At 57.3% G+C, this 13,774-nt stretch carries 11 protein-coding genes; 2 read left to right on the top strand and 9 right to left on the bottom strand.

Translation table 11 applies throughout. The features are described 5' to 3' along the window. Nucleotides 1–37: 37 nt before the first annotated feature. From WDJ60_RS09180 to WDJ60_RS09160, 5 genes are all read right to left on the bottom strand, one after another. Entirely contained in the window at nt 38–706 is a 669-nt protein-coding gene (locus WDJ60_RS09180; protein ID WP_340100080.1) for a hypothetical protein, read from the bottom strand. Nucleotides 707–785: 79 nt separating this feature from the next. Beyond that, nucleotides 786–1,856, bottom strand: a complete 1,071-nt coding sequence (locus WDJ60_RS09175) for a right-handed parallel beta-helix repeat-containing protein (protein ID WP_340100079.1) — start codon at nt 1,854–1,856, stop codon at nt 786–788. 89 nt (nt 1,857–1,945) lie between these two features. Beyond that, entirely contained in the window at nt 1,946–3,532 is a 1,587-nt protein-coding gene (locus tag WDJ60_RS09170; protein ID WP_340100078.1) for a SipW-dependent-type signal peptide-containing protein, read from the bottom strand. Between the two features lie 83 nt (nt 3,533–3,615). Beyond that, a complete protein-coding gene (locus tag WDJ60_RS09165; protein WP_340100077.1) occupies nt 3,616–5,370 on the bottom strand; it encodes a vWA domain-containing protein in 1,755 nt (584 codons plus the stop codon). 138 nt (nt 5,371–5,508) lie between these two features. Then, on the bottom strand, nt 5,509–6,987 hold the full coding sequence (locus WDJ60_RS09160) for a SipW-dependent-type signal peptide-containing protein (RefSeq protein WP_340100076.1): 1,479 nt from the start codon (nt 6,985–6,987) through the stop codon (nt 5,509–5,511). A gap of 352 nt (nt 6,988–7,339) precedes the next feature. Here WDJ60_RS09160 and WDJ60_RS09155 point away from each other — a divergent pair, with 352 nt between their 5' ends. Together WDJ60_RS09155 and WDJ60_RS09150 are read left to right on the top strand one after the other, a co-directional pair. Continuing rightward, entirely contained in the window at nt 7,340–7,879 is a 540-nt protein-coding gene (locus WDJ60_RS09155; RefSeq protein WP_340100075.1) for a DUF7344 domain-containing protein, read from the top strand. A 1,038-nt stretch (nt 7,880–8,917) separates the two neighbouring features. Continuing rightward, nucleotides 8,918–9,670: an IclR family transcriptional regulator gene (locus tag WDJ60_RS09150; protein WP_340100074.1), complete on the top strand. Its 753-nt coding sequence runs from the start codon at nt 8,918–8,920 to the stop codon at nt 9,668–9,670. 140 nt (nt 9,671–9,810) lie between these two features. Here WDJ60_RS09150 and WDJ60_RS09145 read toward each other — a convergent pair whose 3' ends face one another. From WDJ60_RS09145 to WDJ60_RS09130, 4 genes are read right to left on the bottom strand one after another with little or no spacing between them, the layout of a single operon-like run. Beyond that, nucleotides 9,811–10,209: a universal stress protein gene (locus WDJ60_RS09145; RefSeq protein ID WP_340100073.1), complete on the bottom strand. Its 399-nt coding sequence runs from the start codon at nt 10,207–10,209 to the stop codon at nt 9,811–9,813. A 56-nt stretch (nt 10,210–10,265) separates the two neighbouring features. Then, nucleotides 10,266–10,988 (bottom strand): ABC transporter ATP-binding protein, encoded by a 723-nt coding sequence (locus WDJ60_RS09140; protein WP_340100072.1) that lies wholly within the window; start codon nt 10,986–10,988, stop codon nt 10,266–10,268. Continuing rightward, a complete protein-coding gene (locus WDJ60_RS09135) occupies nt 10,981–11,748 on the bottom strand; it encodes an ABC transporter ATP-binding protein (RefSeq protein WP_340100071.1) in 768 nt (255 codons plus the stop codon). The genes WDJ60_RS09140 and WDJ60_RS09135 overlap by 8 nt, the downstream gene beginning before the upstream one ends. Then, the gene (locus WDJ60_RS09130) at nt 11,741–13,768 is read right to left on the bottom strand and encodes an ABC transporter permease (RefSeq protein WP_340100070.1); all 2,028 of its coding nucleotides are present in this window, start codon (nt 13,766–13,768) and stop codon (nt 11,741–11,743) included. Before WDJ60_RS09130 ends, WDJ60_RS09135 begins: the two co-directional genes overlap by 8 nt. Nucleotides 13,769–13,774: the final 6 nt, after the last annotated feature.

The raw sequence follows: 13,774 nt of genomic DNA, 5'->3' as shown, positions 1-13,774 counted from the left end.
CAATTATGGATAAGATAAAAAGAGCGGTGTCGAGCCATCATCCATTCGTCACACAGCGGTGGCCGTCGATAAGACAATCAAACGTGACAGAGTCACCCTGTGTAGCGTTAATGCCAGCGGCATCGTCGTCAAACGACCAACCGAACGAGACGATAACTGACTCGTCGACACCGAGACAGCCCCCCGGTGTCAAAGACACGGCGTCTACTGCCGCTGCGACCTCCGCGAGTGTACCCTCTGCGCCGTCATGAATTAGTTGCTCTCCGAGGTCCTGTACACTGTTGTTGGCGCCGAACGCGTCGATACTGGCCAGACCGGTGTCGTACCAGATTGCCGCGTTGAGGAACTCTTGGAGTTCCCCCGTCTCCGCGCTCGTATCACCAACCGACCGTTCAGGTTCGGAGAGTCCATTTTCCGCAGTTTCGGTCAGTTGGACTGTCAGCCGTGGCTCCGCCTGCGGTGACTCTGCTTCGTCCTCCGATTGGACGCTGAGTCGGACCGAAAGCACACCGCTGTCCCCCGGCATAATGTCCCCCAGAGAAAGTACCGCACCCGACTCCGTTGCTGTTATCCGCGTCTCTTCGAGCACACTCCCGTTGTACGTCTCACGCCAGTCAGCCGCCAGCGTGACGCCATCCACGCTCTGGATGGTCGTTGTCTCGGTAAAACCGAGTGAGCGCTCCGTCGTGAGCGCGAGCCCAGTCATCGAAGTAATACCAGCGACTCCCATTCCGCTGAGCAACCGTCGTCGCGTGAGGTTCGTTGGGTTCCACATCTCTGTTAGTTCAGACATCCACATCAACCCGCTCCCAGGTCGCTGTATCGACGGAGCTACTCTCGAATGGTCGCCACTGGACACCAGCGACTGCGTCACCGCCGCCATCTGGCTGATCGGACAGCGTTTCGCTGTCATCGCCAGCCCAGATAGCAGATGCCGACGGGCCGTCGTCGGTTCCCCACCAGCTGTGAGTTGCGTCGAAGCTGGCTGTACCGAGGTTGAGTGCACCGGTATCGTTGACGATGATGTTGTTGCGGCGTGCCATGATATCGCCCCGTCCCCGGGCAGCGATGCCGTTGTTATTCCCCTCGATATCGTTCCAGGCGATAAACGCATCCGGCACGTCGACAATGATAACACCCGCACTGACGCTACTGTCCGTAAAGTAGTTGTCCGCAACCGTGTTCCCGAGGATCGTGGCTCTGTCGACACCGCCGACACGGATTCCCTGCTGACGGTTCGCCCTGATCGGCCCCAGTCCCGCCACCGTCGTTTCGGCGACTCGGAAGTCCAGACCGCCCCCGGCGCCGACGATACCACTGTACTGGTAATTCCGAATATCGCAGTTCTCGATGGTAATGCATCGGTCGAGACCATCCGTATTCGACACGAGGATGCCGACGTCGTGTCGCTCTGACTCCGCGCTTTCGACCGAAATGTCGGTGAGGCTGATACTCGCATCGCGTCCAGCGACACCGGCGACCGTTCTCGTCTCGGAAACTCTCGGACTTCGCTCGATTGATAGGCCCTGAACTGTCGCGTTGTCAGCTTCGATAGAAACGATCGGAGTGACAGGATTGTCGTTCCACCGGAAGCGTCTCGACACCGACGCTGGTGAACGGATTGTGGTCGTACCCGATCCGAGACCGACCAGTGTGAGTTCTTTCTCGACGACGACCTGCTCGCTGAAGGTTCCGTTCCACAGTCCGATCACGTCGCCTGGACTGGCTTCACTAATTGCGTCCTGGATGGAGTATCCCTCGGTGACGAGCGTATCTACGTGACGGCCGGTAGCGGTGTCGCTCTCAAGCGCTCGTTGCTTCCGGTCCTGCTTTGCTGGGTCGGTGTTGTGTGCCATCGCTTGTCATTCCGAACGGCCCACCGGCGGAGTCGAACCGCCGACGCGCGAATACGCGTGCACCCGCGTAGGTCTACTCTAATGCCTGCTCACTTTGCTGGAGGGGACTGGCCGCTCCCGTCGTTGTGCCGACACTGCTCGGTGTAGAATCCGAGGTCGAATTTTACCGAGTCACCCTGGATTTCGTTACCAACGTGTTCGGGGACCCACCACTCGAAGCCAATGTAGGCGGTCGTCGAGTTCTCGAAGCACCGATCTCCATTCTTGTCCGGTGGACGCTCGCTGTCCCCGACCGGGCAACAGATGTCGATGTTGCTGATTTCGTGGTCACCTAGAGTCGTGAAGGTGGCCTCGTCGAGCACGACGGGTTCTGCGAAGACGTAGACCTGTTCGCCGTTTGGACCGCCCTTGATGCTGACGATCTGTACCGGACTGGTCGAAGAGAGTGTAATCGTCCCAGTGTTCTCATCGAACTCAGCAACGGTGATAGTAGTGCAGCCGACGTAGTTCGACCCGACCTGAATCGGCGCGTCATCCGGGTTCAGCACCTCCGAACCGACCAAGTCTCCCTCGGCGAACTGGTCGAGATTGTCTTCGTAGTCGGCACACGTGTAATTTTTCGCCGGTCCACCGGTGAATCGATCGTCATCACCGGTTGCGAAAATCTCGTCGATATGCTCCGTGTCCTCATCGATCGAACCGGAGACGGTCGGAGCCTCACTGTCCGATTCGCCTTCGTTGGTATTGTCATTCCCGTTCGCTACGGGTTCGGGGTCGAGCGGGAACATACCTGCTTCGAGTGCTTCGAGGACGCTCCGCAGTGAACCCATCAACGGAATCAGTCTCTCACCGGCTCCGAATATGTTGTCACCTTCACCGTCGTCCTTGTCGTCCAGCTCGGCCCCGTAGACGCCGTCTTCGCCGGTGTCGTACCAGACGGTGGCCCGGATTGCGTCGAGGAGTTCGACGTACTCGCCGTCCACGTCGGGATCGTCGTCCGTACGTTCCTCGGGGTCGTCCGCTTCAGGTTCGGTGTGGCTGTTCTCGCTGGCATCGACGAGTGCTCCAGTGAGCCACACGTAGCCAGGGTTGCCACAGAGGTGGAAACTAAAGGTCACCTCGCCGAAGTCACCCGGTTTCACGTCGCCAATACTGACGAGTGGGTCACCTGGTTCTGTGGTCTGGGGATTGGCGTCTCCGCCAAACGTCCCTCGCGTTCGGAGCGGGTGGTCAAGCGCACCGTCCAGATCAGCCAGCAGATCGCAGATATCGTCGTCGATCCGTTCCTTCTGGGCGTCGTAGTCGTCCTCGTCCTCTTCATCGAGGATATCGGGGAACGCCTCGATGGCCGTGTTGGCCATGAACTGCTGCTCGTCGTCGACGAACACTACCTGTTCAGAAGCCGGCGCAGTCGAAGGGAAGCCAGTCATGCCGTCGACGGATTCCGTCGAGACCGAATCGACACCCTGGTGCAGGCTCTGCGACCCGTCGTAGTAGTGTTCGGTCCAGTCAATTTTGAGGTCTAGCGTCCCGGCAGTCAGGCTGTTGTCCGTGAACGATTCCTCGTCGCTGAAGTACGCGCTCGTACCCATGCCTGCCACAGCACCGGCAGCCCCGACGGCACCCATGCTGGCGAGAATCTTGCGCCGCGTCAGTTCGATTCCTTTGTTTGTCATTGTGGTCCCTCCTCGGGAAGACCCACCGGCGGAGGCGAACCGCCGACGCGCGAACGCGCGTGCACCTGCGTAGGTCTACATTATTATCTTGCTGGAGTGGATTGTCCGCTCCCGTCGTTGTGCCGGCACTGCTCGGTGTAGAATCCAAGGTTGAATTCGGCTATGTCGCTCTGAATCTGATTCGCGTGATCAATGGGGAGCCACCATTCGAATCCGACACAGTGGGTTGTCCCCGCACCTGCGAAACACTCTCGGTCAGCGTCCGTCGGCCCACCGCCAGTGACCTCGTCAGCATCGTCTTCGTCAAGATTACGCACAGACCCGCTGAACTCGTTGTAGGCGGTAGACGTGTCGCCGTCAAGTGGGATACCATGCCCACTAGAGAGTTCGGCCAGAGCCTCACGGAGTGATCCTTCGAAGAACAAATTTTCTTCCATTGTGACGGCTGAGAGACTGTTGGCTACCGCAGCGAGGTCATCGAGTTTGACGTTCTTCGCGTACGCCTGCGAGGAGGCGATCTCGTTCTTGAGATACGCGGGGAGATCGAGGACAAGATCAGTATCTTCCCCAGCCACATCGATGTTGACGGTGATAATGCGCGTGCCGCTATCGCGAATCATTTCGGCCACATGAGCCGTTTCTTTGAGTTCGCCATCGCTGATACCGCCAGGACGACCCTGGGCGTCGTTGCCGCCACCACCCTCGTCGTATTCAGGGGTGGAGTTGTCGAGTGTGTAATCTGCATTCCGAGGTGCGGTGTGTCCGCCCGCACTGTATTCGACGTTCTCGTAGTTTGGACCACCGTCGGTGAACACGACGATGACCTTCTCCACGTCCTCACGCGCGTTCTCGTCGAGTTCCTGGTCGGCGATGTCGAGCGCCGGCGGGAGCGGCGTGTTACCACCACCGGAACCCTCTGCGATTCCTGATATATCGACCGAGTCGCCGAGGCCCTGGAAATTCGTCACCTCGCCGTCGCCGAAGGTCAAAAGTCCGACCTCCGTATCGGTTGCGAGTCCGCTGACAAACTCTTCTAGTCCGTTCCGGAGGAAGTCCTGATCTTCGTCGTCTGACGAAATAGAGTCGTCAACTGCAATCATCACGTCGACTAATCCCGTTTCAATCTGATTATCGCAGTTCTCGTCGTACCACATCCGGGTTCGAACCTCATCGAGGAGTTCGACTACACCCTCCTCTTCTTGTGGGTCGTCACCCTCCGGCTCGGTAACTCCGTTTTCATCCGCTCTCACGAGCTCGCCTTGCATCCAGACGTAGCCCGGGTTATCACAGAGGTGAAAGCTGAACGTTACTTCGCCGAAGTCCCCCGGTTTGATGTCTTGGAGTTGAACAAGCGGGTCGCCACCATCACCCTGCCCGTTCCCGGACGTTCTCTGCTCGGACGCAAGAGCGTTTTCGACGCTCTCCAAATCATCGCAGGTAATGTCACCATCATCCTGAATCCCATCATCATCCTCATCTGGGAAGGCTTCGATTGCGGTTGCGTCCCACAGGTCGTCCTGTGAGTTCGTGAAATTCAGCGCAATTGGACTCGCGTCAGGGTTTCGCACTGCCGGGAGGTAGTAGTCGACCTCAGTGGGATTTGGATCGCCAGACACCAGTGTTGCCTCGTCGGCTTGAGTTCCCTTTCCGTCGTAGTAGTGTTCTTCCCAGTCGACCTTCAGATCAAGCTCGCCCGCGGTCAGACTGTTGTTCGTGAACGATTCCTCGTCGCTGAAATACGCACTCGTACCCATGCCCGCCACAGCACCGGCAGCGCCGACTGCGCCCATGCTGGCGAGGATCTTGCGCCGCGTCAGTTCCATTCCTTTGTCTGTCATATCTGATCCCCCTCCTCGGGGAAAACCCACCGGCGGAGTCGAACCGCCGTCACACGGACATTGTCCGCGCCACGTGCCGTCGACAGTGTCGACGACGCCGCACTCCGAATGGGTCAATGTTGCTAGTGCTGTACAGTCTTAGATCTGGAGCGTTCCCGAACCATCAGTCACATTATCAATGTCGCCGCGCCCATCGTTGGAACTGTTGGGAGTCGCGCCGACGCCTTCACCGCCGTCGCCGCCAAACACTTCGTTGACCTGGATTGCTCCAGGCGCACTCGCGAGTTGAGCTGTCGGAGTATCACCATCAGCAGCGATACTCGCCCAATCGAGTATCAACGTATAGCTCAGCTGATCACCACTTTCGAAGGCGAGGAACCCGGGGACATCCTCTTCGGCCACGTCGCTCCGGTTCGCTGAATCACCAGAACTGGAGCCACCGGTGTTCCGACGGATGTATCCACCGTTGCCACTCGCTGAGGAACTGTTCGAGATGGCGTTAGCACGGGCTCCGGAGTTTGCCGCGGCGTAGCCGACCCGGAAGTCGTCGTCGTTCGCCGCTTCATCGATAGAGTCGTTGTCGATATCGATGTTGGCCTCCATGAAGTAGTCGTCCTCATTGCTGGGCCATTCTGGGAAGTCGGAGTTTCCAGAGTTATCGTCGTTACCGTAGACCTCTCCGTTGAGGTCTATCTGGACGACTGTCGTCGGCCCGGCGCTGATCTGAGCCGTAATCCAGGGCTGCTCGTTGCCTGCCAGATCGTCATCAGTTCCCGACGATGGGTCGGATGTCAGAACAGCGTCAGCGAATGGGTTGTCCGACCCGTCGTTGTGACGTTCTTGCACAGCGTAGAACGTGATGTCGAAAGTCAGACTATCGGTCTGAATCTCGTTACCGACACTGGTCGGAACTTCCCACCAGAAGCCGAGGCAGCGCTCATCGTCGTCGAACGATTCTTCTTCGTCACCAGGGAACGCCTGGCGTCCGTCGTCATCACTGCCGTCCAGCGGTACACCAGTCTGTAACGCTGCCAGTATCTCTCTGAGACTCCCCTCCAGAATAATGTCGTCTTCGTCTCCAGGTGCACGCGTTTCAGTGGGCCTACCTTGCTCGGCGGGGTCGTAGTCACCGTGCGTCGTGTAGAACAGGCACCCCTCGATGGCGTCCGCGAGTTCACCGTCGCCTTCGATTTGGGAATCCGTCTGCGCGTTGTTTTCTTTATCAGAATCTGCCTCGGGTTCAGTGACGGTGTTTTCGTCGTTGGAAGTCAGTTCACCACCAGCCCAAATATAGCCTGGGTTGTCGACGATAGAGAAGCAGAACTTGCCCCAGCTGTAGTCGCCCGGCTTGACGTCAGTGAGTTCCTGCTGGACATCGTCGCCACCATTGACGACCCCATGGAATGACTGGCCACCGTCGTTGGCAGCCCCTTGATATTCGTAAATATCGGCTTTCACTGCAAGATCCAACTTGCCCGCGGTGAGGCTGTTGTCCGTGAACGATTCCTCGTCGCTGAAGTACGCGCTCGTTCCGAGCCCGGCACCAGCGCCCGCGACCCCGATTGTTCCGAGACCGGCGAGCACTTTGCGTCGTGAGATGTCGTATTTGTCTGGCATTGTTGTCTCCCGTTCGGCCCACACAGCGTGGCCCGAACTTGCCACATCATCCCATCCCCATCCCCATAGATAATCACAGCATCAGGAGCTGCTAACCGCCCGCTGAAACAACAAACGTCTCGTTTGCCCCACCGAATCGATGCGTTGAGAGAACTAACCACCCGTTGAAGCCACTCGATAACCGACTGTTCAATTTTAGTTGCCAGTTAATTATACCGCAGTCTATTGAATTTGCGATTAGCGTTGAATCAACGATAGGTTCATAATCCCTTCGTGAGAGTGAAAGTACACAGAAGAGTCAATCAAAGCGAAAGTAAGGATAGTTAGAAAGCAGTCAAAGGGGGAGTCTACAATGGGTATCCAGCAAACAGACGGGCGAATAGAGCCGGAGGTCGTCCACGACGTTCTCCGCAACGACCGAAGACGGCGTGTGATTCAGTATCTGAAACAGCGATTGGAGCCGGTCTCGTTGCGTGAGCTCTCTGAACGGGTCGCAGAGTTAGAGACCAGTAAATCGCCACCACCGCGAAATATCCGCCAGAGCGTGTATAACTCGCTTCATCAGACCCACCTCCCGAAACTCGACGAAATCGGGATCATCGAGTACAACAGGGATCGAAAGACGGTCGAACTTCGTGAGCGCGCGCGTGATGTCGACGTGTATATGGAAGTCATCACGCGGTTTGGCATCTCCTGGAGCACCTACTACCGCTCACTGGGGGTCTTCAGTCTGATCGCCGTCGTGTTGGCAGAAACCGACATCGCCGCCTTTGCTGGCATCGAATCACTGCTCGTCGCGACGGCGTTCCTGTTCGTGTTCGCCGCATCGACTGCCTATCAGTTCTGGACCCGGCGGTGGTTCTATCTGCGAGCACTCGTCGCTGATGAATGAAGCCTGGCGAAGCCATAGAACAGAAATACCGACACATAGCCGGCTGGCACGGCACTGGGGTATCAGACACGTATCTGGCAAGCGAATTCGTCGCTCGTGCAACCTGTCGCGCTCCGACTGACAGTCGACACAGTTCGACGAGTTATCGGTTTAGTCAGTCTTGGTCCTTCATCTGTTCCCATGTCGGACTCATCAGAAGTCGTCACCTCGATAGCACTGCGAGCAAGTCTCTCAGCACCTGTGCGTGGTCTAAAAAGCCGACGGCAGCCGAACTGGTATTCTCAACGGACCCACTATTGAAACTCGGATGACCGTAGTTGCCGATTGAATACACCAATACTCGTGACAGAGGGCGTCCTCAACGACGCTGAAGGACACTCACAATCTGACAGTAGTTGGCTAGTAGAGACCGATATTCGGCTTTGTCAGAGAATGAAGCCAGCTACGCCTGCAGAAAAACGTATTCCGTGAAAACGACAGATGTAGAACTGAATCGTGGTGTGTCTTTCGCGTGTGGAAGTCAGCCCCTAAGATGACCTCAAATCGACACATGGGACAGTCTCGACTGCGAACGCCAACCGTGAAATTATAACCTGAGTTATGCTTGAAGAGCGGAGAGCGCAACAAGCAGTGAACGATTACACACATACGACCGTAATCCAGACCAGTACGAATCCTGGAAATATCTTTCAGAATTATTCATCATCATTGAACGTAAGAGACCAGGATGTCCGACGAGACCGAGCCAGAGAGGTAGCTAATATAAATTAAGTTTATTTTTACACGAGATTGGAATAAAGAAGTGGTTTGCTATTCGATTAATTCGAATAGAGTGGCTGCACAGAGTAGTCAAATCACCTGAGTCCGGTGGTTATGTATCAGTAGAAAAAGTGCTACTGGGAAGGTAATCTGCTGATAGTATAGCGGAATTTCGGTCAGATTTTGCCAGAGATACCATAGTAGAGCTATGAGAAGCCTGTATTCAATAGATTCGATGATAGTGAACAGATTTATCCAATTACACCCCAATGGTAACGTATGGCATCAAACAGTACGGTCGGTTCGGACGAACGGGTGCTGGATATAGTCGAGGCGCTCAAGGAGTTGCGAACCGCGGGAGTGACAGAACTGGCAGACGCTCTCGACATGCCGAAAAGCACGGTACACGTTCACCTGTCGACTCTCAAGGACCGCGGCTACGTTGTTCAAGACGAAAGCCAGCAGTACCAGTTAAGTCTCAAATTCCTCGATGTCGGAATGGAGGTCCGGGAGATGCAAGAGATGTACGAAGAAGTCGTCCCCAAGCTGGACGAGATCGCGGACGAGACAAACGAGAAGGCGTGGTGGGTTACCGAAGAAAACGGCAAGGCGATTTTCCTTGCAAAGTCGCTGGGCAGTCGTGCGATCCGGACCAACGCTCGAATCGGACAGCACACCGAACTCTACGAGCTGGCTGGCGGGATGGCCACACTCTCCGTCCTCTCTGAGACGCGCCGCGAAGAGATTCTCGACAGCTACGATTTTCCGCTTTCGGACGGGCGAAGCCGAGAGGACCTCGAAGCAGAACTGAACACCGTCCAGGAGCGCGGCGTCGCATACGGAACCGAACAGTTTCTCAAGGGAGTGACTGGAGTCGGAGCACCGCTAACAGACAACGCCGGCAACGTCTACGGTGCAATCAGTATCTCGGGCCCTGCTGACCGCCTCGACTACGAACGCATCGAGACTGACCTCGCTGATCTCGTGCGAGGAATCTCCGGGGAACTTCGAGTCAATCTTTCCTACAGGTAGTTCTATTAATTCGAACATACTTCTGCAGCGTAAACCCGGTCTTTTATCACCTCTATCCTGTTGATTCGGCCCAAAAAGTACGATATGGGTTGTTCTCTCATGGCGGACGAACAGTGGTAGACACAGAACGGCAGTGTGTACTACGCTTGATCCGACGGACTGCAGAGAAGCACGGGCCGTTGCGTGTTCAGAATAACAGACTGTGAGACACTCCCGAACAGCATCTTACCGGCTGGCGACCGCTTCCGTCCGGCGATACATATCGCGTCTGCATCGAGGGATTCGGCACTCTCGATTATCGATTCAGCCGGATCACCGCTCCCTTCGCGGAGTTCGACGGGAACGCCGGCATCTTCGAGAAGTTCTTCAGCCCGTTTGACGGCATCAACCTGGGTGACCGACGCGCCTTCGGGGTTGTCGACGAAGTCGTGCAACAGATACGCGTGGATGTTGTCGGCGTCGAAGAGTTCGAGCACTGTATTGACCTGTGCGACTGCACGGTCGACATCCTGGTCGATACCGAAGAGTACGTCTTTCATACTACCCCTTTCAGGGAGAACTGTAAAATATGTATCGCTCAGCTGGAAACCCCCGTTCAGTCTGCTGTGCCGACACCGAGGTGTTTGTCCAGCACGTCCTGATTCTCGCGCACTTCTTTGGCGGGGCCTTCGTGGACGATGTGCCCTTTCTCGAGGATGTACGCGTAGTCGGAGACGCCCAGTGCCACCGGAATGTTCTGCTCGACGACGAGGACGGTAATTCCCTGGTCGTTCAGATCCTCGATTATCTCCTCGATCTGCCGAACGATGTAGGGAGCCAGTCCCTCAGTCGGCTCGTCGAGCAAGAGCAGGTCGGGGTCAGCGATGAGCGCGCGGCCGATGGCGAGCATCTGCTGTTCGCCGCCGGAGAGGACCGAGCCGTGGCTGTCCTCGCGCTCTCTGAGGTTCTCGAACATGTCGAGGACCTCGTCGATTGACGGGCCGGTACTCTTATTCGCCCCAATCTGTCCCATCTCGATGTTCTCTCGGACGGTCAGCTCCGGGAAGATGCGCCGCTCTTCGGGGACGAACGTGATTCCTTTCCGGATTGTCTCCTCGGTACTCATCGTCGTAACGTCGTCACCGTCGAACGTAATCGTGCCGGCAGACGGGGTGATGTTCCCGACAATCGAGCGCAGCGTCGTCGTCTTGCCGACGCCGTTGCGGCCGACCAGCGAGACGACGCCGCCACGCTCAACGTCCATCGTTACACCCTGCAGCACTTTCGTCAGACCGTAGCCGGCCTCGACGTCCTCCAGTGATAGTATTGGGTCACTCATCTCGAGTACCTCCAAGATACGCGTCGCGAACAGCTTCGTCGTTTGCAATCTCCTCGGGCGTCCCACTCGCGAGTACCTCTCCCCGCGTGAGGACGGTAATTCGGTCCGAGACTCGCATGACAAGGTCGATGTCGTGTTCGATGAGCATCAGCGACTGGTCGGAGAGCACGTCGCCGATGAGTTCCATCGTCGACCGGGTCTCTTCGCTACTCATCCCGGCAGTCGGCTCGTCAAGCATGACGAGTTCGGGGTCCGTCGCGAGAACGAGTCCGATTTCGAGTCGTCGCTGGTCGCCGTACGCGAGCGTCTCGGCGTTCTCGTCTGCGCGGTCGCGCAGTCCAATCTGTTCCAGTACTTCGTTCGTGTGGGCAGTGATATCGTCGAAGGAGTCCTTATCGCGGAACATCGCTGACGCAGGCCCGATGTCGTCGTTAAACACCGACTGTGCAGCGACGCGGACGTTCTCACGAACGGTGAGACCACCGAAGACGTTGGTGATCTGGAACGAGCGGCCGAGACCGCGTCTGACCCGATGGTGAGGCTCCATGGTCGTAATGTCCTCACCTTTGAACAGGACAGTCCCTTCGGTTGGGATGAGTGCCCCAGTGATGAGGTTGAACGTCGTCGTCTTCCCGGCCCCGTTCGGACCGATGACACTCCGGAACTCCCCACTCTCGACTTCGAGGTCGACGTGGTCGACAGCAGTCAGTTCGCCGAACCGCTTTGTCAGGCCGTCGGTCTTGAGCACCGGGTCAGTCATCGGTATTCACCTCCGAATCCTCGATGCCGAGGGGAGGTTCTTCCTCCTGTGACTCCTGGATTCGGCTGGCGAGCAGCGATGGCACCGACACCAGTCCGCGCGGGACGAACAACACGAACAGGATGAAGATAGCACCGATTATCATCCGCCACTGTTCGGTGTATCCAGAGAGGACCTCCTCGGCACCGATGAAGACACCGGCACCGAACATCGGGCCGAACAGCGTTCCCATGCCACCCAGCAACGTGATGACGATGATCTCACCGGAGTGGATCCAGGCGAGTGTCTGGTCGGGGGAGATGATAAACGTGGTCGGACTCACTGCGAGGAGTCCACCAGCGAGGCCAGCCATCCCGCCACTGATGACGAAGGCACGACGTTTGTACTTGACTACGTCGTAGCCGATGAACTCGACGCGTTCCTCGCTCTCGCGAATCGACTGGATGACACTCCCGAAGGGAGCGTTCATAATACGCCGGGCGAAGAGGAACGACAGAACGGCGAGTACGAGCGCAAAGTAGTAGAAGACGATCTGTTGCTCGATTTCGTATCCGAGGAACAGGAACTCGATATCGGAGAGGGGGGCACCGATACCGCCGATGCCCATGAGCGCCTCGAACCCGAGCAGGCCGTCGCTCCCGCCCGTGAATTCGTACTTGAACACGGCGCTGTAGATGAGCTCGGCAAACGCCAGCGTAATCATCGCGAAGTAGACGCCAGAGACGCGAATCGAGAGGCTCCCGACGACCCAGGCGAGTATGGCACAGATGACGATTGCACCGAGCAACACGATGAACACCGACGACGTGTAGTGCAACATGATGAGCGCCGCAGCGTACGCGCCCACGCCGTAGAACATCGTGTGTCCCAGCGGGACCAGCCCCGCATAGCCCATCACGATGTCGAGGCTGAGTGCGAATATTGCCCAGATGAGAATCTCGTTGAGCACGATGACGTAGTACCGCTCGCCCATGAACAGAACGGCAAACGGCGCAATCGCCAGCAGTCCAACGAGGAGAAGGCCGAGCTTCTTTTTCGTCGAGTCGTCTAACAACGCCCCTTTCGCACCGACAAGGAGTTCGCCTTCACCGCCTTCCGACTCTTCACCCCGCGTTCCGAACAGCCCCTGTGGTTTCACGAGCAATACGCCAATCATCAACAGGAAGACGGTCAGTCCCTCCAGGTCCGGAAGAGCAAGGGTGAAATCACCGAAGGTGGCGATGACAGCCTCGTTGTAGGTCCGCATCAGCGTCTGGACGACGCCAACCAGAAGCCCGCCGACAACCGCACCACGGAAACTTCCGAGTCCGCCGAGCACCACGACAACGAACGCCGGGATGATGACGCTGTTGCCCATTCCGGTGTTGACGTTCTGGTAGCCGCCGAGCACGACACCGGCAACCGCTGCCAGTGCGGCCCCGACACCGAACACCAGCGTGTAGTAGCGGTCGATGTCGATGCCGACGTTCCGGACCATCTCGCGGTCCATCGAGCCGGCCCGGATTATCATTCCGTACTTCGTCCGGTTGAGCAAGTACCAGACCCCAGCCGCGAGCAGGGCCGCGAAGAATATCATGAAGTAATTGTACAGCGACAACTGCACCGAGAGTATCTCGACAGATTGGCTGAGATACCCCGGTACGTCCAGTTGCCGCTGTTGCGTGCCCCAGACGAGCCGGATGAGGTCGTTTATCACGAGGACCAGACCAAACGTGAGAAGAATGTGATAGAGTGGGTTGCGTCCGTACAGCGGTCGAATCGTCGTCCGCTCGATTGCCGCCCCGATAACGCCGACGATGAGTGGCGCGGCAATGAGCGCGACCCAGAATCCGACGCCGGCCCCGAGTGGATTGACAATACTCAGTGCGAAGTACGCCCCGAGCGCGAACAGCTCCCCGTGCGAGAAGTTGATGACGTTCATCACGCCGAAGATGACGGAGAGACCGGCGGCTAAGAGGACGTACACCATCCCCACCGTGAGTCCGTTCAGCAGTTGTTCGATGAAATCAGCGACTACCATAGCCGG

The sequence above is a fragment of the Salinibaculum salinum genome, assembly GCF_037645885.1.
Classification (GTDB): Archaea; Halobacteriota; Halobacteria; order Halobacteriales; family Haloarculaceae; genus Salinibaculum; species Salinibaculum salinum.
This window is presented reverse-complemented; position numbering and strand designations above follow the sequence as displayed.